Source organism: Vitreoscilla massiliensis (assembly GCF_001457815.1).
Lineage (GTDB): Bacteria > Pseudomonadota > Gammaproteobacteria > Burkholderiales > Neisseriaceae > Vitreoscilla > Vitreoscilla massiliensis.
Genome location: NZ_LN898220.1, coordinates 150,136 through 170,932 on the forward strand (window position 1 = coordinate 150,136; position 20,797 = coordinate 170,932).

The window sequence follows — 20,797 nt, forward strand, 5'->3', positions numbered from 1 at the left end:
ATCACTCTGAAGAGGTAAGCGGCCTGTAAGTACAAGTGATATCGGTTTACAGGCCGCATCAATCACATTTTGAAAGCAGATTCTACCTTGAAATGAATCCACCGCAGCGGACTATTGCACATTCCAAGCACCAGTGCGCTGCTTGGTCTGCACCATCATCCACTGCAGATGCAGCAGTCGGCTGTGATAAAATGGAGACTCTAGCCAAGGAAACCGTATGAATGCCTCTGTGACTTTTTCTTTAGACACGCAAGACCAATTGACCCTGCAACGCTTATCAGGGCCGTTGGGTGCCAATTTCGATGCCTTAAGCAAAAGTTTGAATCTGGAAATCCGCCGCGCCGCTGATGCCTTGCTCATCCGCGGTGAAGATGCGTCGGTGGGGCTGGCGTGTTTACAACAATTATTGAGTTTGGCCGAACAGCGCGACTTGACCGACACCGACATACAGTTGGCGGTGGTGGCGGCCAAGGCCCAGCAAGTGAATGAACAAGTGCAGCACGAGTTTCGCGAGCGCGAACGCGAGCAGCCTTATGATGAGAAACAGCAATACAGCTTCCGCACCCGTCGTGGCAATCTTACAGGCCGCACCCCGCGTCAAAATGGCTACATCAAAGCCTTGCACAACCACGATGTGGTGTTTGGCTTGGGCCCTGCCGGTACCGGCAAAACCTATTTGGCTGTGGCCGCCGCTGTCGATGCGATGGAGCGCCATTTGGTTGACCGTATCGTATTGGTGCGACCAGCGGTAGAAGCCGGCGAAAAACTCGGTTTCTTGCCCGGCGATTTGGCACAAAAAGTCGACCCGTATTTGCGCCCACTGTACGATGCTTTGTACGATTTAATGGGTTTCGACCGCGTCAGCAAACTATTGGAAAAAGGCTTGATTGAAATTGCGCCACTGGCCTATATGCGCGGTCGCACCTTGAATTCGGCGTATGTGATTTTGGACGAGGCGCAAAACACCACCCCCGAACAAATGAAAATGTTCTTAACCCGCATCGGCTTTGGTGCCAAAGCGGTGATTACTGGTGACTTAAGCCAAGTGGATTTGCCGCGCCACATCAAATCGGGCTTGCGCGATGCGCGTGAAAAATTATCCGAAGTTAAAGGCCTGTATTTCCATGTGTTCACCAGTGAAGACGTGGTACGCCACCCGTTGGTGCAAAAAATCGTTGAGGCTTACGACGCGGCCGATGGCAATGATTCATCCAACTAATTAAAGAATTAAAGCGAACGCAAAGGAAGACAGCATGGAAAGCTTGATCAGCATTGCTTTGGGCATAGGCTTGGCCGCGGCGGCCGGCTTTCGGGTGTTTGTGCCTTTGTTTGCCCTCAGTCTGGCCTCGTATTTCCAAGTCTGGCCTTTGAACGAGCAATGGCAATGGCTGGCCTCACCGTTTGCCTTGATGATTTTGGCAGCGGCCTGTATCGCTGAAGCCTTGGCCTATTTGATCCCTTGGTTCGACAATTTGCTCGATCCCCTCGCCGTGCCGTTGGCGGGCGTGGCCGGCACCGCCGTCATGGCTTCCACCATGGCTGATTTGAATCCTGCGGTGACATGGGCTCTGGCCATCATCGGTGGTGGCGGTGCGGCGGCCGTGATTAAAGGCGTTAACGCTGGCGGCCGCGCGGTCTCGACTGCCACCACCGGCGGCGTGGCCAATCCGATTTTCTCGATTTGGGAAACCGTCAGCGCGGCGTTTATGTCGTTTTTGGCGATATTTTTCCCCGTATTGGCGGTCATCGCCGTCATCATCCTTGCATTTATTATGTACAAAATATGGCGTTCGGTGCAGCACTTCCGTGCCGTAGGGCGCCCTGAAACCACGACTTTATGAAACAAGCAAAATCATTCCCATTCTTAAAAATACAACACCAACGTCTGCAATTTAACGTGGACAACGCCTCCAGCGCCGAAGTACCCAGCGATGCCGATTTTTTTCGCTGGGCATGGCAGGCGATGAAGCCGTTTTACCGCAAAGCCGAAATCAGCTTGGTCTTGCTCGATGCCGATGAAGCGCAAGCGTATAACCGCGATTACCGCGGCCGCGACTATGCCACCAATGTGTTGAGCTTTGCCCAAGACGAGTTAGATGAATTTGCCTTACAGGCCGCTGATACCTTGTACGGCGACTTAATCATCTGCCCACAAGTGGTGGAAAAAGAAGCCGCAGAACAAGGCAAAACCGTGCAAGAACATTATGCACACTTAACCGTACATGGTATGTTGCACTTAATTGGCTTCGATCACATCGAAGACGATGAAGCTGAAGAGATGGAAGCGCTTGAAATTCGCATCTTGCATCAGTTAGGATATGACAACCCTTATTCACAGGATGAACAATAATGGACGATGGTTCGGCGAAGAAACCGAATTTTTTTGAACGGGTGTTGAGCCGCTTGAGCAATGACACACCGGAAAATGCAGATGAAATTTTAGAAGTGTTGCGCGCTGCTGCCGAAAATGAGGCCGTAGACAGCGATACTTTGCAATTGTTGGAAAATGTGCTCGATTTTGGTGACATGGAGGTGCGCGATGTGATGGTGACACGCAGCCAAATGGACGTCATCAAAGCCAGCGACAGCATAGAGCGCATCATCGCTTACATCCAAGAAACCGCGCACTCGCGCTTTCCTGTGATCGGTGAGGACAAAGACGAAATCTTGGGCATCTTGCATGCCAAAGACTTGTTGCGTTATTTTGGCCAACCCGAACAATTCCAACTCAAACAAGTGCTGCGTCCTGCCTTGTTTGTGCCCGAGAGCAAAGCCTTAAACAATGTGATCAAAGACTTCCGTACCGAGCGCAATCACATGGCCATCGTCATCGACGAATACGGTGGTGTATCGGGCTTGATCACCTTAGAAGACGTGTCTGAACAAATCATGGGCGACATTGAAGACGAATTCGACTTGGACGACAGCGAAGACCAAATCTTTGCCATCAATCCTGAGCGTTTCCGCGTCAATGCCACCACTGAGATTGAAGACTTCAACGACTATTTCAAAACCGATTACTCCGATGAAGAAGCCGACACCATAGGCGGCTTGGTCATCCAAGAATTTGGGCGCTTGCCACAGCGCGGTGAAAAAATCGCCATCGGCAAATGGTTGTTCACCATCGCCCGTGCAGATGCACGCCGCTTGCATGTGCTATTGGTTACCCCTAACCCAGTTTAAATTGTAGACAGAGAGAGTGTATGGCAGGATCTTTATTGCTGTTATTGGACGACATAGCCACTGTTTTAGACGATGTATCGGTCATGACCAAAGTGGCGGCCAAAAAAACCGCTGGGGTATTGGGCGATGATTTGGCTTTGAATGCCGAGCAAGTAGCTGGCTCGGCCGCCCACCGTGAATTGCCCATTGTGTGGGCGGTGGCCAAAGGGTCTTTTTGGAACAAAGTCATTTTGGTGCCTTTGTTCTTGGCCTTGTCTTACTTTCTGCCTTTTTTGATTGGCCCTGTGTTAATCGTCGGCGGTGCTTTTTTGGCTTTTGAGGGAGTGGAAAAAGTCTTGCACAGCATCCACAAGATGCGCCACAAGCACGATGCCACCCACAGTGCCGATACGGTGGCCGATGTTGCTTTTGACGAAAAAGGCAAAATCAAAGGTGCCATTCGCACCGACTTTATTTTGTCGGCTGAGATCATTGCCATCAGCTTGGGTTCCATGGCCGATAAGCCGATTTTGCAACAGGCGGTGGCCTTGGCAGTCATCAGCATTGTGTTCACGATTGGTGTGTATGGCTTGGTGGCGGGCATCGTCAAAATGGACGATGTCGGTTTTTGGTTGAAACACAAACCTTCTGCTGTGGCCAAAAAATTCGGAGCCTTCCTCATCAATGCCACCCCGTATTTGATGCGTTTCTTGACCATCGCCGGCACCGCAGCGATGTTCTTGGTCGGTGGCTCCATCATCGTGCACAACCTCCCTTTCTTGGCACACATTTCCCATGATTTGGATGCACAATTTTCAGGCGTGGTGAAATTTTTGGTGGTACACGGCTTGGATGTGTTGGTCGGTGCCATTGTTGGCGGCATCATCGTGTGGGTGGTGAATTTGATTAACAGTTTACGTGGTGCAAAGGCAGCTCATTAATGGTGTCTACCCAAGGTTTATTTGCTCGCACCAGCCCCGTTTGGGGCTGGTTTGTTATGGTGGTAACGGCATTGTTGACGCCGTTTGCCTATGCGCCGTATCGCTTGTATTGGCTGATGCCCATCTTGATGGCGGCCATGCTGGTGGTGGCGGTGAAATACCAGCCATACCGTTTGCGCATGGTGTATGTGTGGGCCTTGCTGGCGTATTTTGTGCAGTGTTATTGGATCAATACCGCCTTGCACGACATCGCCGGCTTGCCCTTATACATCTCAATTCCGCTCACGGCTTTGCTGCCCGCTTATTTGGCGCTCTACCCGACTTTGACGATTTGGTTGTGTGAAAAAATCCGCTTACCGGTGGTGTGGCGCTTGCTGTTGGTGTTTCCCTTGGCATGGACGCTGACCGAATTCATCCGTGAGCGTGCCTTAACCGGCTTTGGCTGGGGCGCCATCGGTTACAGCCAAATTGCCGCTTCACCGCTGGCCGCTTACGCTCCCATCAGTGGCATCGCTCTGGTCACTTGGGCCACTGCCTTGGTCAGCGCCGCCGTAGCAGCGTTGATTCTGTGCAAACCGTGGTGGCAAAAAGCCGTGCACATTGCTGTCGCAGTATTGGTCATCGCCGTCGGTTGGGGTTTGGGACAACAACAATGGACACACGCCGACGGCAGCACTGCTAAAGTGGCTTTGTTACAAGGCAATATCGAACAAAGCATGAAGTGGGACCCAGAAGCGTTTCAACACACCATCCAAACCTATTACGACATGGTGGCGAAAACCCAAGCCGACATCGTGATTTTGCCGGAAACCGCCATACCAGTGATGCGCCAAGACTTGCCCGATGGCTTGTTAGAACAGTTTGCCAGCACCGCCAAACGCAATAATGCCGCTTTGGCGATGGGCATCCCGCAATACACGCCTACAGGCCGCCAATACTTGAATTCGGTCATCAATCTGAGTGACTTCGATCCAGAGCAAGCCGATAAACCTTTGCCTTCATACAGCAAAGACCATTTGGTGCCATTTGGCGAATTCAAACCGGTGTTCACAGATTGGCTGTATGGCTTGATGCACATGCCTTTGGCCGACTTTAGCGAAGGCGGCAATGGCCAAGCGCCGCTACAATTGGCCAACCAACGCATTGCATTTAATATTTGCTACGAAGACAGTTTTGGTGATGATTTGGTCGCCTCGGCCAAAGACTCAACCTTGCTGTCCAACATCAGCAATATGGCGTGGTATGGCAGCTCGCATGCCATGGATTTGCAATTGCAGCAATCGCAAGCACGGGCGCTGGAATTGGGTCGCTACATGGTGCGCTCTACCAATACTGGCTTAACCGCCGTGGTAGACCCACAAGGCCACATCACCGCTTTGGCGCCGCGCGATACTGAGCAAGTGTTGATGGTTGAGGTCCAAGGGTATCAAGGCTTAACACCGTATATGCACTTAGGCAGTACTTGGCCATTGGCCATCGTCTTTAGCGTCTTATTGCTGTTATTGTATGCATGGGCACGCCGCTTGCAATACCGCCATTGACTGCAAGCGGCCTGTAAACCCAATACGGTGTTTACAGGCCGCTTTAAAACCCACCTTCTACTACACAGGATGCACATCATGGGCTCATCACGTTTAAACACCTTTGTCACGCCCCAACCCAACGCGGGTTTGATACGCGCCCTGATACCGTTTAACCGCTTGGTCAATCTCAAAGGCATCCCGCTGCTGCGCGATATTCCGTATCTGAGCCGTTTGCCCATTGTGCGCGGGTTGTGCGACATCCGCCAAATCGACTTAGACGATGCCTCCAAAGCCTTATTGGCGTTTGCCATGAATGGCGACAATGCCAGCTTCATCACCCCCAACCATCCCGAATTCTTTACCGATTGGATGTTGGACAAAGAAATTGCCAGCCGCTATGCCCCACTGACCGCCAATTGGGCCACCCACAGCATCGTCAACGGCATGGGCAAATGGGGGCAGAAATTCTGGCTGGCCAACCATTTGATTGCCCAAGTTCCGGGCGACACTGAAGCCGCGCTGAGCTATTCCAAACACGCCGCCGCCACTGGCACGCCAGTATTGCTGCATCCAGAGGGACAAGTATTGTGGCAAAGCGATTACATCAATCCCTTGTTTCATGGCGCCGCGCAAATGGCACTGGAATTGGCACAAGAGCGGCCTGAAAAAACCGTGCTCATCCAACCCATCGTATGGAAGCTGCGCTTTACTCGCAATGTCAGCCGCGAACTGATGCAAGAGCTCGCTTATGTAGAACAGCAATTGGGTTTGCCCGCACAGCCACATCTGGCCTTGCCGCTGCGTTTGGCCAAGCTGCACCGCGATGTGCTCAAACAAACCCACACCTATTTGGGCTACATCGCCCCCACTGGGCTGAATTATTTTGATTTACGCGATGCCTTATTAAGCCGCATCAACCAAGATTTGCAACACCGTTTTGGCACGTTCGCTGGTGACACCGAAGAGCAAAGCCGCCAATTATTGCGCGCCATCCGCCGCGATGAAAAACAAGGCAAACCGCTGGACACGATGACGGTGCGCAAACGCCGTGAATTGCAACGCTTGCTGCGCACGCCCAAAGCCGCTTATTCTGCCGAACGTTGGAGCCAAGAAAACATCGCCGAGTGCATCAAGCGTTTGCGCAATGATTATTTGAAAAAAGGCTGGCGCAACACCTTACACCATTTTGTGCCGCGCCCTGTCGCCGGCCGCATCGCCCACATCCGCGCCTGCGAGCCAATCGATGTGCAAGCTATGCTCAAGCAGCATCCTGATATCAGTGCCGATACCATCATGGACGAAATGCGCCAGCGCATGCAAGCCGCGCTGGATAGCTTAAGATTACAGTTTCCTGCCACACAAACTTACGCCAACCCATTTAAACTCTAAACCATTGAATTTTATTGAAATAAAATATACTTAAGATTTTACTTAATTTAATGAAACTATTAAACTTGCTAAGTGTCTTAATAAAAGTTAAATTTATGTGACAGCGCCGAGAGTTGGCGTGTTTTATGCTAAACTTTGAAAGTTGTGTTTGTCACACTATTAAGATAAGGACAAAAATTGATGAATCAAGCTTTTGCTTTGCCTGTACCAAGCGGTCATGCCACTTTGGAGCAGTACATTCACACTGTGAACAGCATCCCTTTGCTGAGTGCTGAGGAAGAGCATGATTTGGCTCAACGCCACGCCTTAGAAGACGACTTGGAAGCTGCCAAAAAATTGATTTTGGCGCACTTGCGCGTGGTGGTATCGATTGCCCGTGGTTATGATGGCTATGGTTTGAACCAAGCCGATTTAATTCAAGAAGGCAATATCGGCCTGATGAAAGCCGTAAAACGCTTTGAGCCAAACCGTGGCGTGCGTTTGTTTTCTTTTGCAGTACACTGGATTAAAGCTGAAATCCACGAATTCATTTTGCGCAACTGGCGTTTGGTGCGTGTTGCCACCACCAAACCACAACGCAAATTGTTCTTCAACTTGCGCAGCATGCGTAAAAACATGAATGCTTTGAGCGATGTTGAAGCACAGCAAATTGCCGACGATTTGGGCGTGAAACTCTCGGAAGTATTCGAGATGGAACAACGCATGACCGGTAAAGACGTGGCTTTGTTGGCGGAAAACGATGACGATGAAAACAGCTTCGCGCCCATTGATTGGTTGACCGACAACGACAGCGAACCAACCCAAATGTTGGCGCAACAAGCGCATCACCAGTTGCAAACCGAAGGCTTGCAAGGCGCGTTGTCACAATTGGATGACCGTTCACGCCACATCGTCGAATCACGTTGGTTGCAAGACGATGGTGGTTTGACTTTGCACGATTTGGCCGCCACTTATGGCGTGTCTGCTGAGCGCATTCGTCAAATTGAAGCCAAAGCCTTGCAAAAATTGCGCGGTTTCTTAGGCGATGCGGTTGCAGCTTAAACCATGATTTTTAATGAGGCGTCCTGTTTTCAGGACGCCTTTTTCTGTTAGGAACACACACATGCAATGGATGTTTTTGGGCATGGCGTTTATCGCTGGCTCTTTGTTATCTACCCAAGCGGCGGTCAACAGCCAGCTGGGCAAATCGCTGAACGGCCAGCCTTTGATGGCGGCTTTCGTGTCTTTCTTGGTCGGGACGGTATTGCTGTTTGCCATTACCGTGGCCAAAGGCCAATTCGGCAGCATCAGCATCATGCCACAGCAAGTGTGGTGGAAGTGGACCGGCGGCATCATGGGCGCGTTTTTGGTCTGCTCCAGCATCATTGTGGCGCCGAAAGTGGGCGTGGCCAATATGCTGTTGTTCATCATCATCGGCCAATTGTTGGCAGGTTTGCTCATCGACAACTACGGCTTCTTGGGCATGCCCATCAAGCCGATAGACTTGAGCAAAGTCTTGGGTTTGGTCATCGTCATGCTCGGCATGGTGGTGTTCTTCTTTGGCCACAAAGTCTTGAAGTCTTAATCCATTCACTTTAAACACCGTATAAAAGCGGCCTGTAAATGTTCCAAACACATTTACAGGCCGCTTGTTTTTTATCCTAATCTATTTCAGTCTTACTTCAGCTTCACCAACATACCAGTTAAACGTTTCACCAACGGCAAGGCCAACAGCAATACTGGAAACGCCACAACCCACGAAGTCAGCCACGCGCTGAGCCACAGCATCATCGAGAAACCATCAAAGCCAACGCCGCGCAAAGTGCTCACCAACGACACCACGCACGTCATGATGATGGACAATAAAAACGGCATCACCAAGGCGCCATATTTCGCTGGCACCACGCGCAAACTGAATTTCGACTCACCCATATTACTTTCCTCTCGGCATTTCTGTGCCATATTCAATATGAAGCGGCCTGTAAAAAGGCTTACAGGCCGCTTGTTTCTCATTATTAGAGACTTTATACCATAATCTACCTAAGGCGTCATGTGCTCAGCCTCGAAAACCGCATTAGCTCAATAGCAACGCATCATCCGACAGTTTTTCGCCGCTGGTTTGGTGGAACAAACTGATTAAACCGGCTTCGTCCATGCTGGCGCGTTTTTCACCAGCCACATCGAAAATCACCCGCCCTTGGTGCAACATCACGGTGCGATGACCATGGTCCAAGGCTTGGCGCATCGAATGCGTCACCATCATCGCCGTCAATTTGTTTTCGGTGATGATTTTATCGGTCAATTCCAACACAAACGCGGCAGTCTTCGGGTCGAGTGCGGCGGTGTGTTCGTCCAATAACAGGATTTTCGACGGCTGCATCGCCGCCATCAACAGGCTCACCGCTTGGCGTTGACCGCCAGAGAGCAAACCCATGCGGTCAGGCAAGCGGTTTTCCAAGCCCAATTGCAAGATGGACAGTTTTTCACGGAATAACTCGCGCTTGTCTTTGTCCAAAGCCAGTTTCAGGCCGCGTTTGCTGCCACGGTTTAAGGCCAAAGCCATGTTTTCTTCGATGGTGAGCGCTTCGCAAGTGCCCGCCATCGGGTCTTGGAACACACGCGCCACCAAATGCGCACGCTTGTAAGCTGGCAAACGGGTCACGTCTTGGCCATCAATGGTGATGCTGCCGGTATCGACCAACAAGTCGCCAGAGATGGAATTCAAAAACGTCGATTTGCCTGCGCCATTCGAGCCGATAACGGTAACGAATTCGCCCTCGTTAATGCTCAAACTCATGCCGCGCAAAGCGGGATTTTCAACCGGTGTACCGGGATTAAAAGTCAGACGTAAGTCTTTGGCCTGCATCATGATGCTTTCCCCATTTTCTTAAAGAAGGATTTGATTTGCGGAAAGCGCAAGGCCAATACCACCAATAAGGCAGTCACCAAGTTCAAGTCTTGCGGACCAAAACCGATGTTGCGCAAGGTTTCGCTGCCCAAAGCCAAGGCGATGAACAAACGGTATAACACCGCACCGACCACCACCGACAAGGTGATGATGAGGAATTTTTTCGATGGGATTAAGGTTTCGCCGATGATCACCGCCGCCAAACCGATGACGATGGTACCGATACCGATGGAAATGTCAGCACCGCCTTGGGTTTGTACAAACAAAGCGCCGCCCAAAGCAATCAAGCCATTGGACAAAGCCATGCCCAAAATCACCATTTTATTGGTGGCCACACCTTGAGCTCGCGCCATGCGCGCATTCGCGCCAGTGGCACGCATCGCCAAACCAATTTGGGTAGAGAAGAACCAGTCCATGAAGAATTTGGCCACGATGACAAAACCGAAGATGACCAAAGGCTGTATCCAAAATTGGCTGTCAAATTTGTCACCGATAAAGCCGCTGTAAACGCTGGGCTCACCAATCAACGGCACGTTAGGCGAACCCATGATGCGCAAATTCACCGAATACAAAGCCACCATCACCAAAATACCGGCCAGCAATTGTAGGATTTTCAGCGACACATGCATCCACGCCGTGAGCATGCCGGCCAAGCCGCCAGCGATGATGGCCAAGCCACAAGCCAACCACGGATTAACACCGTTGACGATGCACACCGCGCACACAGCACCACCCAAAGGGAAAGAGCCATCGGCAGTCAAATCGGGGAAATCAAGGATGCGGAAGGAGATGTACACCCCCAACGCAACCAAGGCGTAAATGAGGCCGGTTTCTAAGGCCCCAAACAAAGCTATCATGGACATAAGGATCTTCTTTTGTCGGTTAAATACAGATGCAAGTCGCTGGGTAAGCGGCCTGAATCAAAAATGCCAACCAAAGGGAATGCTGCTGTCTTCAGTTGGCAGTTCTTTTTACGAGGCGACAGTGATTTATTGAATCACTTCTTTGGCAGATTTCACCAATTCTTCAGGGATGGTGAAGCCTTGGGTTTGCGCCGCTTTAGGATTCACGAACAAGTCCAATTTTTCCATTTTTTGAGTGGCAATCGTACCTGGTTTTTCACCTTTCAAAATGCGGGTGACGATTTTACCGGCTTGCATGCCCATGTCGTGGTAGTTCACGCCCAAAGCCGCAGAAGCGCCGCGTTTCACGGTATCGGTGTCAGAAGCCAACAAAGGAATCTTGTTTGCTACCGCCACTTTGTACAAAGATTCATAACCAGACACGACGTTGTTGTCGGTGGTGGTGTAAATCATTTGTACTTTGCCAGCCAGGCTATTGGCCGCAGTAGAAATATCGGTAGTGCGTTGTGCAGGCGCGCCGATAACTTCGATGCCTTGGGTTTTCAACTGGGTTTTCAATTTTTCCAAAATCACGGTTGAATTCACTTCGCCTGGGCTATAGACATAGCCGACAGCTTTCACATTTGGTACCAATTTTTTCATCAAATCGATTTGTGGTTCCAATGGCAATTCGTCAGACACACCGGTCACATTGGTGCCAGAAGGCTCCCAAGACGTCACCAATTTAGCGGCCACAGGATCGGTTACTGCGGCAAACACCACTGGCACCTCACGGGTAGCGGCAACGACAGATTGCGCGCTAGGGGTGGCAATGGCCACAATCACGTCAGGTTTGTCGCCGGCGAATTTTTTGGCAATTTGACCGGCAGTAGCGGTATTGCCTTGCGCGCTTTGGAAATCGATGGTCAAGTTGGTGCCGACTTTGTAGCCATCGGCCGCCAATTGTTCTTCCACACCTTTGCGAACCGCATCCAAAGCAGGATGTTCTACAATCGCTGTAATGGCCACGCGTTTAGGTGTGCCATCGGCGGCAGGCGCTGCACCGCTGGCGCTGGCGGCAGGTTTGCTTGCTGCAGCAGGTTCGGCTGGTTTGGTTTCAGCACCACCACAAGCAGCCAAAGTCACACTGGCAATGGCAGATAAAATGAATGTTTGCGCAAATTTGGCCACGTTAAAGTCCTTCTATTTCTCGTTGATGATTGGTCAGCACAGACTGTGCGAGTGCTACTCGTTTTTGTCGTTCGTGTTTTCACCACATTGTCATGCTGCTGCTAAAAAGCTGGCTTATTCTAAAGTAATTTAAGCCAAGCCGACACAGGCCAACTCAGTGTGTTTATCACGTAAATTATTATTAATGTTTATTAAATATCAAGATAAAAATAAAATCAACCAATGATTTTAAGATAAATAATATAATATGCTAATAAGCTTTATCGTTTCGCAAGAATCATACTTATCGCTTATTTGCTGTTTTATTGAGCTTAATTTAATGTCGTCTAAATCTTAGCGGCATCGCAGCCCGAACTGAGTGCTGACAGATGCGGCCTGTAACCTCACTTAACATGAAAACAATGATGAACAACATACGACCTTTTTTAGACAGCCATCCGCAAACCGATGCGGCGGTATTCATCGATCCTAGCTGTGTCATCATTGGTGACGTGGTGTTGGGGCCCGACAGTTCGGTGTGGCCTATGGCCGTGGTCCGTGGCGATGTGAATTACATCCGCATTGGTGCACGCAGCAATGTGCAAGATTTGGCCATGCTGCATGTGTCGCACAAAAATGCCGCCAAACCCGAAGGCTCTCCCCTCATCATCGGCGACGATGTCACCGTCGGCCACCAAGCGATGCTGCATGGCTGTCGCATCGGCAATCGCGTGCTGGTGGGCATGAAAACCACCATCTTGGACGACGCCATCATTGAAGACGATGTGATGATAGGCGCTGGCAGTTTGGTGCCGGCGCGCAAGCGCTTGGAAAGCGGCTATTTGTATGTCGGCTCGCCGGTCAAACAAGTGCGCCCACTCACCGACGATGAAATAGCGTTCTTAGCCTATTCTGCAAAACATTATGTTAAAGTAGCCACACAACACCAACAAACGCTGCGGCCACAAGCCTAAGCACACAACACCGCAATAGGATGAAACATGACAAAATTACAACAAGTGGCGGCACTGGGTCAGCAAATTTGGCTGGACAGTTTGTCACGTTCTTTGATTCAGTCTGGGGAATTGGCTAGCAAACTGGCCGATGGCGTGATGGGCATTACTTCTAATCCAGCCATCTTCCAACAAGCATTTCAAAACGATGCCTTGTATACCGAAGAATTAGCGGCCTTAAAGCAGCAAGACTTGGATGCCAAAAGCCGCTATGAAACCTTGGCCATCGCCGATGTGAAAAATGCCTGTTTGGTGTGTTTGCCTGTCTATCAAGCGGGCAATGGTCAGGCCGGCATGGTGAGCTTGGAAGTGTCGCCCGCCTTGGCGCACGATGCTGCTGGCACCGTGGCCGAAGGCCGCCGCTTATGGCATGCGATTAACCAACCGAACGCGATGATTAAAGTGCCTGCGACCGAAGCTGGTATTACCGCGTTGACCGAATTGGTGGCAGCTGGCATCAATGTCAACATGACCTTAATCTTCTCGCGCCAAGTATTGGCTGCGATTTTAAACGCCCATGCAGCAGGCTTGAAACAGCGCTTAGAACAAGGCTTGCCGGTGGATAAAATCGCCGTGGTCGCAAGCTTCTTCTTGTCACGCGTTGATACCGCTTTGGACATCAGCCTGCCTGCACACTTACAAGGCAAAGTGGCCTTGGCTTTGGCACGCTCTGCTTATGCCGACTGGCAAGCATTTGTAGCCACCGCCACTTGGCAAGACTTGGCGGCAACAGGCGCACATGCGGTGCAATTGTTGTGGGCGTCTACCGGCACCAAAAACCCAGCGTATCCTGATACCTTGTATGTGGACGAACTCATCGGTGCCCACACCGTCAACACCGTGCCCGATAAAACCTTGAACGCCTTCATCGACCACGGCACGGCCAGCGCCAGCTTGGATGGCCATCAAGCAAGCTCGCAACAGGTATTGAGCGAAGTGGCGGCTTTGGGCATAGACATCGAAGCCTTGGCCTTGCGTTTGCGCGACGATGGCTTAAAGCAATTTGAAGACGCGTTTGCCAAGATTTTGGACATCACCGCTTAAGGTTCGCACCATGCAAGCACAGGAATGCCAAACACTGGCGCAAGTGCGCGATGAAATCGACCAATTGAACAGCGGTATTTTGCAATTGTTGGCACAAAGGCAACACTATGTTGCACGCGCGGCCGAGCTCAAAACCGATGTCAGCGCCGTGCTCGCACCTGAACGCCGCGCCGCCATCTTGCAACAAGTGGCGCAAGAAGCGGCCGCTTTGGGCATGAGCAGCGAGGTAGCGGTGGCGGTATTCACTGCCATGATAGATGCCTTTATTGCTTGGGAAACGAAGCAATTCAAAGACTTAAATTAAATTCCTGCGTCACAGGCACTCAAAAGCGGCCTGTAAATCGTTTACAGGCCGCTTTTATACAATACAAATGGCATTTATTTTCATTTAAGCAATTGAAAACAAATGAGAACTGTTCCAATTAGCAAATTAAATTAATGATTCCAATCCGATAGGTTTTCTTGTTAAAATAGCCCCCATATTGATGAATCGGCTCACACAGAGCCCAGCCATGAAAGGACTCTATCATGCAAGGCGCTACAGCAGTTTTGGACTATTTAAACGAACTCTTGGCAGGTGAATTGGGCGCTCGCGACCAATACTTCATCCATGCGCGCATGTACGAAGATTGGGGCTATAACAAATTGTTTGAGCGCATCAATCACGAAATGGAAGAAGAAACCGATCACGCCAGCGACATGATCAAACGCATCTTGATGCTCGGCGGCACACCGAAAATGGTACCCAGCACCTTGAACATCGGCACCGATGTGCCTTCCATGCTCAAATCTGATTTGGCCTTGGAATTGCACGTGCGCGACGCCTTGAAAAAAGGCATACGCATCTGCGAACAAGAGTTTGATTACGTGACCCGTGATTTGTTATTGCAACAATTGCGCGACACCGAAGAAGACCATGCGCATTGGTTGGAACAACAATTGGGTTTAATCGAATTGATGGGTTTGCAAAACTATTTACAAAGCCAACTTTAATTCAGAGAGGACACACATCATGCAAGGCAGCAAAATTGTCAAACGCGAACTGAACAAAGTCTTGGCCGTGTCCCTGATTGCCATTAACCAGTATTTCTTGCATGCGCGCATGCTGAAAAACTGGGGCGTAGAGGCTTTGGGCAAGTCTATTTACAAACAATCGATAGAAGAAATGAAGATGTCAGACGACATCATCGAGCGCGTGTTATTGTTGGAAGGTTTGCCGAACTTGCAAGATTTGGGCAAATTGTTGCTCGGTGAAAACGTCAAAGAAATTTTGGAATGCGATTTACAGCTGGAACAAAACAAACATGCGATTTTGATTGAAGCGATCAAAGCCTGTGAAGCCGAAAGCGATTTTGTCAGCCGTGAATTGTTGCGCAAATTGAAAGACGAAAACGAAGAACACACTGATTGGTTGGAAACACAATTGAAATTGATTGAAGAAATCGGTTTGGAAAACTTTGTACAACAAGCAATAGGCGAAAGCGACTGAGCGGTTTTGTCAGCGAATTAAGCCACTTGTATGGCAATATCAATTGAGCGGGTGTGCACATGGTGCGACTCGCTCAATAATTTTTCGCACATGTCGCCACAGCGTCCACAACAAGTGGCCACTTCTAACTCGGCCTGTAAACTTGCCATATCGCGACAACCCGCGGCGATGCTTTGTTTGATTTCAGTATCGGTCACACCTGTGCAAATGCAAACAAACACGTCAGTCTCCAAAAATCTTCGTCATATTGAATCGCTATAGTAATGATAGTTCTTATCATTTGCAAGCGCATTCGACAATCTTTACAAATTTACTCGGGTTAGACCGAATCGCCAGCACAATCAAGCAGATAATTACAGCGCTAAAAAGGCTATAATAAGCGCCTTTTTACCGCCTCCCAACGCTGCACATGAATTCTGATCCTTACGCCCAGTTTGAAAACCTCGACGACCCATATGTCGCCAATTATGCCCACATCGCCCATCAGCACACGCAAGAGGCGTTTGTGGATGCCGATACTGAAGCCATGGCGGCAGACATGTTGGCGCAAATTCAAAACGACAAGCAAATTCCGTTTTGCCAAGAACACCGCGCGCGCATGTACCACCATTACCAAAGCGCCGATTACAGCAAAGGCGTGTACCGCGTATGCACTGCCGCCAGCTTCCGCTCAGGTCTGCCCGATTGGGACATCTTGTTTGCGGTGGGGGCTTTTGATGAGGTCTTGGGCGACGATGTGTATTTGAACCACGTCACCCACTGCACCCTCGCGCCTACTCGCGCCTTATTGGAATTGAGCAGTGGCGGCGGCGATGCGGCCTATACCTTGGAATTTGATTTGGCGGCAAAAACCATCGTCGCCGGCGGTTTTCATTTCCCACAAGGCAAAAACCACATCGCTTGGCGCGATGAAAACAGCGTGTGGGTGTGTCCAGCTTGGCACGAAGGTCAGTTAACCCGCAGTGGCTACCCACGTGAAGTGTGGATGTTGGAACGCGGCCATGGCATGGACGAAGCCACGCCAGTGTTACAGGCCGATGCAGACGATATGTTGGTGGCCGCTTGCCGCTATCTCGACCCACAAGGTCGCGATTTGGACGTCATCGAAGTTGCGCACGATTTTTACCGCAAAACGTATTATTGGGTCGATACCGATTTGCAAGCACAGGCTTTGAAACTGCCCGATACTTGCGATTTGATTGGCTATTTGGGTGGGCAATTGTTGGTGTGGCTCAAAAGCGATTGGCAACGCGCCAACCAGCGCTATGCCAGCGGCAGCTTGCTGGCGGTGAAGTTGCACAAAGGCGAATTGGGACAGGCAACGGTTTTGTTCGCTCCCGATGCCCACAGCGTGCTCGAATCGGTGGAAACCACGCGCCAATTTGTGGTGATGCATGTGCTGCGCAATGTGCAAAGCGAATTGCGCGCGCAACAATTCAAACAAGGCGCATGGCATGAGGCCAATGTGCCGGCATTGCCACAAGGCACCATCGAATTGGTCGACCAGCCGTATGGCGGCGATGTGGTGTATGTCGCCATCAGCGATTTCACCACGCCGCTGAGCTTATTGTGCGTGGATTTTGCCTTGCAAGACGTAGCGGTATTGCGCAAACAACCGAAGCAATTCGATGCCAAAAACATGCGCACGCAGCAATTGTGGGCGCACAGCGCCGATGGCACGGCCATTCCATATTTCCATGTCGGCACACCGAATGAGCGGCCTGTAGCAACCATCGTGTATGTGTATGGCGGCTTTGCCGTGGCTGAATTGCCGCATTATTTGGGCTTGCTCGGTCGCCATTGGCTGAGTTTGGGGTATGCGTTTGTGGTGGCAAATGTGCGTGGCGGCGGCGAATTTGGTCCGGCTTGGCATCAAGCCGCGATTTTGAAAAACAAACACAAATCGGTCGAAGACTTGTTGGCAGTGGTACACGACATTCAAGAACGCGGTTTGAGTACGGCGGCACAAATCGGTTTGCAAGGCGGCAGCAACGGCGGCTTAATGGTGTTGGCAGCGATGGTGGATGAACCTGCCAGTGTCGGCGCGGTGGTGGCCGAAGTGCCATTGGCTGACATGTTGCGCTATCCGCATCTGTCCAGCGGTGCTTCGTGGTTGGCCGAGTTTGGTGACCCGCACAGCGACGATGAAGACATGCAGCGTGCGCTGTATGATTTGTCGCCTTACCACCGCATAGCCCACCAACGCACTTACCCTGCAACCTTATTGACCACCAGCTTGAGCGACGACCGTGTTCATCCTGCGCATGCGTTCAAGACTTACGCACGCTTGCAGCAACTGGAACAAGCGTCGTGGCTGTATTGTCCAGAAGACGGCGGTCACAGTGGCAATTCTACCCAAGAAGAATTGGCCGCTGAAACCGCCCTCATCATGACTTTCTTTGCCAAGCAATTGGCTGGGGATTAAAACCCAATAGCAAAAGCGGCCTGTAAACATTTACAGGCCGCTTTTTCATGCTTTAAATGAATCAATCATTATTTGGTCACGGTATAACCGACACCACCAGACACTTCACCATACATTTGGCTAGAAGAACTGCCTCCACCGGTGCTGCTGCATGCAGACACAGCCAACAATACTGCTACTGCCATCAATGCCAATTTCATGTTATTTCCTTTTCAAACATCAAAAGCGGCGACCGCGACGGAATTTGAACCAACCGCCCCAAGCTGCCAACAAAGCAAACACAAAAAACAAAGCGCTCCAAATCGGTAAAGGTACGCCCAATACGTATTCCACCGTTGCGCATTCACCCGAACCCGATAACACGGTTTGAATCACGCTTTGCAAAGGCAAGGTGTCCATCATGAAATCCAAACCAGGGCCACACGCCGGTACTTCAGACGGCGGCAAGCCTTGGATGTAGCGCTGACGAATGGCGATGCCCAAGCCGATTAACGCAGGAATGCTGATTAAGATGGCGGAGAACAAGCCCATGCCGCTTTTGCGCTGTGGCAACAAAGCCATCAATAAGGCAAATGCGCCCACGAACAATACCGCCACGCGTTGGAATATACACAAAGGACATGGGTCCATTTTCAATACGTATTGTGAGTAAAGCGCGGCGGCAATGACCGCGGCCGATACCAACACAATGAGCCACAAATGCTTTTTGCTGTACATCAATCTTCCTTTTTCAGCAGTGAATTCAATTTTCAGGCCGCATCATCGCCAGCGATGGTCATTTCACTGATCATGATGGAGCCGATGCGGTGCGCACTGCGTTTTAACCCATCATTACCGATGGCGACAATGTTCTTAAACATATTTTGCAATTGGCCGGCGATGGTGATTTCGGCCACAGGATAGGCGATAACACCGTTCTCCACCCAGAAACCAGCCGCTCCTCGCGAATAATCACCGGTCAACATGTTCACGCCCTGCCCCATCAACTCAGTCACCAGCAAACCGGTGCCCATTTTCGCCAACAAGGCATCGAGACCAGTGTCGGTTGCTTGCAACACCAAATTGTGAGCGCCACCGGCATTGCCCGTGGTTTGCATGCCCAATTTGCGCGCGCTGTAGCTGGACAGGAAATAGCCTTCCACCGTGCCATTGTTGATGATGTTGCGCGGCTGTGTGGCCACACCTTCGCTGTCAAAATAGGTACTGGCAAGACCGCGCAACACATGCGGCTCCTCACGCAAATGCACAATATCTGACAAGACTTGCGTGCCCAAGCTGTCGCGCAAGAAACTGGCCTTGCGGTACAACACCCCACCGCTGATGGCACCGATCAAATGACCTATCAAACCACCGGCAACGGTATTGTCAAACACCACTGGGTATTTGCCTGTTGGCACAGTACGCGCACCCAAGCGGCGCACGGTGCGTTCGGCGGCAATCTTGCCCAATTGCTCATTGCCGAGCAAATCCGCGGCCACGCGACTTTGGTCGTACCAATAATCACGCTCCATGCCATCGCCATCTTGGGCGATGACTGAGCAAGACTTGCTGTGACGGCTAGAACGCATATAGGCCAAGAAGTCATTGCTGTTGGCCAATACATATTGGCTAGAGCCGGTATTGATGCTGGCGCCTTCACTGGTATGAATGCGGCTGTCTGCGCCCATGGCCGCGGCTTCACATGCCTTGGCTTCTTCGATGGCCGCATCCACATCCAATTGCCACGGATGGAACAAGTCCAAATCGCGCCATTCGCGTGCCAACAGCTTGGCATCGGCCAAGCCCGCACAATCGTCCTCGGCGGTGAATTTGGCAATATTGACTGCGGCTTCTACCGTCGCCTGTAACGAAGGCGTTGAAAAATCGCTGCTAGAGGCATTGCCTTTGCGACCGCCGACATACACGGTGATGTCGAAAGATTTCTCTTGCTGGTATTCCAGTTGCTCGATTTCTTGCAAACGCACGCTGACCGATTGGCCTATGGATTCACTGACGCCGACATCGGCCGCCGTTGCCCCACATTGTTTGGCATAGTCCAAAGCCTGACTGGCCAAATCGCTTAATTGTTTTTCACTGTGATTGAACATATCTTCCTAACCCGTAATCGAGCACTATGCTGTTATTGTACCAGCATAAACCCCTCAGTGATTAACCGATATTTAACGCCAGCTTAGCTGCAGCTGGGCAATAAATTCTGTATCATTCAGGCTTAATTACGACAGTTGGAAGACACATGAGCGAAGAAGAGTTGGTCAGCAAGACCCAAATCAAGAATGAAATGAATGACAGACAGGCATTGGGTATGCAATTGACCAAACTGGCGCCCGATACCTTGAAGAAAATCGGTTTGTCTGAAGAATTGTTGGAAGCGGTGTTGTTTTACAAAAAAATCACTGCCAATGGCGCTTTAAAACGCCAAGCCCAATTCATTGGCCGCTTGATGCGCGATACCGACCCCGAGCCAATTCAAGCATATTTGAACAAGCTCAAAGGCGACAATGCCGAACACAATGCCGCCATGCAACGCTTGGAATTGTTGCGCGAGCGCCTGATAGAATCTGACGAAGCTTTGACCGAATTGATCAGCGACAAACCCGATTTGCCGATCAGCGAATTGCGCACCTTAATTCGCAATGCCCGCCGCGAAAAAGAGCAAAACAAAGCCCCCAAAGCCTTCCGTGAGATTTTTCAATTACTGAAGCAACACCACCAATAATCCAGTGTACTCATATGATTTACAGGCCGCATGTGTGGTAACAGCGATAACAACACCGCCAATGCGGCCTGTCATGTTTTATTGAGACTGGGCAGTAGCCATACCACTGATGATTACCATCACTGGCTGCACTGCAACAAAACCCAAGTTTACTGGTCTGAATACCCGTAATTTGCCTGCCCAGCGCTTTAGTTTT

General features: G+C 50.6%; 24 protein-coding genes. 16 read left to right on the forward strand and 8 right to left on the reverse strand.

What is annotated here, in order from left to right; genetic code table 11:
* Positions 1 to 217: 217 nt before the first annotated feature.
* The 9 genes from BN3003_RS09480 (at position 218) to BN3003_RS09520 (ending at position 8,579) form a co-directional block, all read left to right on the forward strand.
* Complete coding sequence (locus BN3003_RS09480) at positions 218 to 1,219, forward strand: PhoH family protein (RefSeq protein WP_058356414.1); 1,002 nt, start codon at positions 218 to 220, stop codon at positions 1,217 to 1,219.
* 34 nt (positions 1,220 to 1,253) lie between these two features.
* Complete coding sequence (locus BN3003_RS09485; protein WP_058356415.1) at positions 1,254 to 1,841, forward strand: DUF4126 domain-containing protein; 588 nt, start codon at positions 1,254 to 1,256, stop codon at positions 1,839 to 1,841.
* Positions 1,838 to 2,350, forward strand: coding sequence for an rRNA maturation RNase YbeY (ybeY, locus tag BN3003_RS09490; protein WP_058356416.1), 513 nt, complete (start codon positions 1,838 to 1,840; stop codon positions 2,348 to 2,350). Before BN3003_RS09485 ends, ybeY begins: the two co-directional genes overlap by 4 nt.
* On the forward strand, positions 2,350 to 3,183 hold the full coding sequence (locus BN3003_RS09495; protein WP_058356417.1) for an HlyC/CorC family transporter: 834 nt from the start codon (positions 2,350 to 2,352) through the stop codon (positions 3,181 to 3,183). Before ybeY ends, BN3003_RS09495 begins: the two co-directional genes overlap by 1 nt.
* Positions 3,184 to 3,203: 20 nt before the next feature.
* Positions 3,204 to 4,103 carry a DUF808 domain-containing protein gene (locus tag BN3003_RS09500; protein WP_058356418.1) on the forward strand — a complete coding sequence of 300 codons (900 nt, stop codon included), beginning with the start codon at positions 3,204 to 3,206 and terminating at the stop codon, positions 4,101 to 4,103.
* Positions 4,103 to 5,644, forward strand: a complete 1,542-nt coding sequence (gene lnt / locus BN3003_RS09505) for an apolipoprotein N-acyltransferase (protein ID WP_058356419.1) — start codon at positions 4,103 to 4,105, stop codon at positions 5,642 to 5,644. The genes BN3003_RS09500 and lnt overlap by 1 nt, the downstream gene beginning before the upstream one ends.
* A gap of 78 nt (positions 5,645 to 5,722) precedes the next feature.
* The gene (locus BN3003_RS09510; protein ID WP_058356420.1) at positions 5,723 to 7,015 is read left to right on the forward strand and encodes a hypothetical protein; all 1,293 of its coding nucleotides are present in this window, start codon (positions 5,723 to 5,725) and stop codon (positions 7,013 to 7,015) included.
* 180 nt (positions 7,016 to 7,195) lie between these two features.
* The gene (gene rpoH, locus BN3003_RS09515) at positions 7,196 to 8,056 is read left to right on the forward strand and encodes an RNA polymerase sigma factor RpoH (RefSeq protein WP_058356421.1); all 861 of its coding nucleotides are present in this window, start codon (positions 7,196 to 7,198) and stop codon (positions 8,054 to 8,056) included.
* Positions 8,057 to 8,117: 61 nt separating this feature from the next.
* Positions 8,118 to 8,579 (forward strand): DMT family transporter, encoded by a 462-nt coding sequence (locus tag BN3003_RS09520; RefSeq protein ID WP_058356422.1) that lies wholly within the window; start codon positions 8,118 to 8,120, stop codon positions 8,577 to 8,579.
* Positions 8,580 to 8,671: 92 nt separating this feature from the next.
* Here the strand turns inward: BN3003_RS09520 and BN3003_RS09525 are convergent, their stop codons facing one another.
* The 4 genes from BN3003_RS09525 to BN3003_RS09540 form a co-directional block, all read right to left on the reverse strand.
* Positions 8,672 to 8,926 carry a DUF2798 domain-containing protein gene (locus tag BN3003_RS09525; protein WP_058356423.1) on the reverse strand — a complete coding sequence of 85 codons (255 nt, stop codon included), beginning with the start codon at positions 8,924 to 8,926 and terminating at the stop codon, positions 8,672 to 8,674.
* A gap of 142 nt (positions 8,927 to 9,068) precedes the next feature.
* Positions 9,069 to 9,863 (reverse strand): ABC transporter ATP-binding protein, encoded by a 795-nt coding sequence (locus BN3003_RS09530; RefSeq protein WP_058356424.1) that lies wholly within the window; start codon positions 9,861 to 9,863, stop codon positions 9,069 to 9,071.
* Positions 9,860 to 10,765, reverse strand: coding sequence for an ABC transporter permease (locus tag BN3003_RS09535; protein WP_058356425.1), 906 nt, complete (start codon positions 10,763 to 10,765; stop codon positions 9,860 to 9,862). Before BN3003_RS09535 ends, BN3003_RS09530 begins: the two co-directional genes overlap by 4 nt.
* Before the next feature lie 126 nt (positions 10,766 to 10,891).
* A complete protein-coding gene (locus tag BN3003_RS09540) occupies positions 10,892 to 11,935 on the reverse strand; it encodes an ABC transporter substrate-binding protein (protein ID WP_082625629.1) in 1,044 nt (347 codons plus the stop codon).
* A 404-nt stretch (positions 11,936 to 12,339) separates the two neighbouring features.
* Here BN3003_RS09540 and BN3003_RS09545 point away from each other — a divergent pair, with 404 nt between their 5' ends.
* From BN3003_RS09545 to bfr (BN3003_RS09565), 5 genes are all read left to right on the forward strand, one after another.
* A complete protein-coding gene (locus tag BN3003_RS09545) occupies positions 12,340 to 12,888 on the forward strand; it encodes a gamma carbonic anhydrase family protein (protein WP_199822583.1) in 549 nt (182 codons plus the stop codon).
* Positions 12,889 to 12,915: 27 nt separating this feature from the next.
* Complete coding sequence (gene tal, locus BN3003_RS09550; protein WP_058356427.1) at positions 12,916 to 13,971, forward strand: transaldolase; 1,056 nt, start codon at positions 12,916 to 12,918, stop codon at positions 13,969 to 13,971.
* A gap of 10 nt (positions 13,972 to 13,981) precedes the next feature.
* A complete protein-coding gene (locus tag BN3003_RS09555; protein ID WP_058356428.1) occupies positions 13,982 to 14,275 on the forward strand; it encodes a chorismate mutase in 294 nt (97 codons plus the stop codon).
* Between the two features lie 224 nt (positions 14,276 to 14,499).
* Entirely contained in the window at positions 14,500 to 14,964 is a 465-nt protein-coding gene (gene bfr / locus BN3003_RS09560; RefSeq protein WP_058356429.1) for a bacterioferritin, read from the forward strand.
* A gap of 19 nt (positions 14,965 to 14,983) precedes the next feature.
* On the forward strand, positions 14,984 to 15,460 hold the full coding sequence (bfr, locus tag BN3003_RS09565; protein ID WP_058356430.1) for a bacterioferritin: 477 nt from the start codon (positions 14,984 to 14,986) through the stop codon (positions 15,458 to 15,460).
* A 17-nt stretch (positions 15,461 to 15,477) separates the two neighbouring features.
* Here bfr (BN3003_RS09565) and BN3003_RS09570 read toward each other — a convergent pair whose 3' ends face one another.
* Positions 15,478 to 15,681, reverse strand: a complete 204-nt coding sequence (locus BN3003_RS09570) for a (2Fe-2S)-binding protein (RefSeq protein WP_058356431.1) — start codon at positions 15,679 to 15,681, stop codon at positions 15,478 to 15,480.
* A gap of 182 nt (positions 15,682 to 15,863) precedes the next feature.
* Here BN3003_RS09570 and BN3003_RS09575 point away from each other — a divergent pair, with 182 nt between their 5' ends.
* The gene (locus BN3003_RS09575) at positions 15,864 to 17,885 is read left to right on the forward strand and encodes a prolyl oligopeptidase family serine peptidase (protein WP_407701101.1); all 2,022 of its coding nucleotides are present in this window, start codon (positions 15,864 to 15,866) and stop codon (positions 17,883 to 17,885) included.
* A 68-nt stretch (positions 17,886 to 17,953) separates the two neighbouring features.
* Here BN3003_RS09575 and BN3003_RS19215 read toward each other — a convergent pair whose 3' ends face one another.
* From BN3003_RS19215 to pmbA, 3 genes are read right to left on the reverse strand one after another with little or no spacing between them, the layout of a single operon-like run.
* Positions 17,954 to 18,085, reverse strand: coding sequence for a hypothetical protein (locus tag BN3003_RS19215; RefSeq protein ID WP_267886109.1), 132 nt, complete (start codon positions 18,083 to 18,085; stop codon positions 17,954 to 17,956).
* Positions 18,086 to 18,104: 19 nt separating this feature from the next.
* Positions 18,105 to 18,602, reverse strand: coding sequence for a disulfide bond formation protein B (locus BN3003_RS09580; protein ID WP_058356433.1), 498 nt, complete (start codon positions 18,600 to 18,602; stop codon positions 18,105 to 18,107).
* A gap of 32 nt (positions 18,603 to 18,634) precedes the next feature.
* Positions 18,635 to 19,972, reverse strand: coding sequence for a metalloprotease PmbA (gene pmbA, locus BN3003_RS09585; protein WP_058356434.1), 1,338 nt, complete (start codon positions 19,970 to 19,972; stop codon positions 18,635 to 18,637).
* Between the two features lie 146 nt (positions 19,973 to 20,118).
* Here pmbA and yjgA point away from each other — a divergent pair, with 146 nt between their 5' ends.
* A complete protein-coding gene (gene yjgA / locus BN3003_RS09590; protein ID WP_058356435.1) occupies positions 20,119 to 20,601 on the forward strand; it encodes a ribosome biogenesis factor YjgA in 483 nt (160 codons plus the stop codon).
* Positions 20,602 to 20,797: the final 196 nt, after the last annotated feature.

Excerpts from the sequence above, each read along its gene's own strand:
- BN3003_RS09480 (WP_058356414.1), top strand. The coding sequence starts at position 218 with ATGAATGCCTCTGTGACTTTTTCTTTAGACACGCAAGACCAATTGACC.
- BN3003_RS09485 (WP_058356415.1), top strand. The coding sequence starts at position 1,254 with ATGGAAAGCTTGATCAGCATTGCTTTGGGCATAGGCTTGGCCGCGGCG.
- ybeY (WP_058356416.1), top strand. The coding sequence starts at position 1,838 with ATGAAACAAGCAAAATCATTCCCATTCTTAAAAATACAACACCAACGT.
- BN3003_RS09495 (WP_058356417.1), top strand. The coding sequence starts at position 2,350 with ATGGACGATGGTTCGGCGAAGAAACCGAATTTTTTTGAACGGGTGTTG.
- BN3003_RS09500 (WP_058356418.1), top strand. The coding sequence starts at position 3,204 with ATGGCAGGATCTTTATTGCTGTTATTGGACGACATAGCCACTGTTTTA.
- lnt (WP_058356419.1), top strand. The coding sequence starts at position 4,103 with ATGGTGTCTACCCAAGGTTTATTTGCTCGCACCAGCCCCGTTTGGGGC.
- BN3003_RS09510 (WP_058356420.1), top strand. The coding sequence starts at position 5,723 with ATGGGCTCATCACGTTTAAACACCTTTGTCACGCCCCAACCCAACGCG.
- rpoH (WP_058356421.1), top strand. The coding sequence starts at position 7,196 with ATGAATCAAGCTTTTGCTTTGCCTGTACCAAGCGGTCATGCCACTTTG.
- BN3003_RS09520 (WP_058356422.1), top strand. The coding sequence starts at position 8,118 with ATGCAATGGATGTTTTTGGGCATGGCGTTTATCGCTGGCTCTTTGTTA.
- BN3003_RS09525 (WP_058356423.1), bottom strand. The coding sequence starts at position 8,926 with ATGGGTGAGTCGAAATTCAGTTTGCGCGTGGTGCCAGCGAAATATGGC.
- BN3003_RS09530 (WP_058356424.1), bottom strand. The coding sequence starts at position 9,863 with ATGATGCAGGCCAAAGACTTACGTCTGACTTTTAATCCCGGTACACCG.
- BN3003_RS09535 (WP_058356425.1), bottom strand. The coding sequence starts at position 10,765 with ATGTCCATGATAGCTTTGTTTGGGGCCTTAGAAACCGGCCTCATTTAC.
- BN3003_RS09545 (WP_199822583.1), top strand. The coding sequence starts at position 12,340 with ATGAACAACATACGACCTTTTTTAGACAGCCATCCGCAAACCGATGCG.
- tal (WP_058356427.1), top strand. The coding sequence starts at position 12,916 with ATGACAAAATTACAACAAGTGGCGGCACTGGGTCAGCAAATTTGGCTG.
- BN3003_RS09555 (WP_058356428.1), top strand. The coding sequence starts at position 13,982 with ATGCAAGCACAGGAATGCCAAACACTGGCGCAAGTGCGCGATGAAATC.
- bfr (WP_058356429.1), top strand. The coding sequence starts at position 14,500 with ATGCAAGGCGCTACAGCAGTTTTGGACTATTTAAACGAACTCTTGGCA.
- bfr (WP_058356430.1), top strand. The coding sequence starts at position 14,984 with ATGCAAGGCAGCAAAATTGTCAAACGCGAACTGAACAAAGTCTTGGCC.
- BN3003_RS19215 (WP_267886109.1), bottom strand. The coding sequence starts at position 18,085 with ATGAAATTGGCATTGATGGCAGTAGCAGTATTGTTGGCTGTGTCTGCA.
- BN3003_RS09580 (WP_058356433.1), bottom strand. The coding sequence starts at position 18,602 with ATGTACAGCAAAAAGCATTTGTGGCTCATTGTGTTGGTATCGGCCGCG.
- pmbA (WP_058356434.1), bottom strand. The coding sequence starts at position 19,972 with ATGTTCAATCACAGTGAAAAACAATTAAGCGATTTGGCCAGTCAGGCT.
- yjgA (WP_058356435.1), top strand. The coding sequence starts at position 20,119 with ATGAGCGAAGAAGAGTTGGTCAGCAAGACCCAAATCAAGAATGAAATG.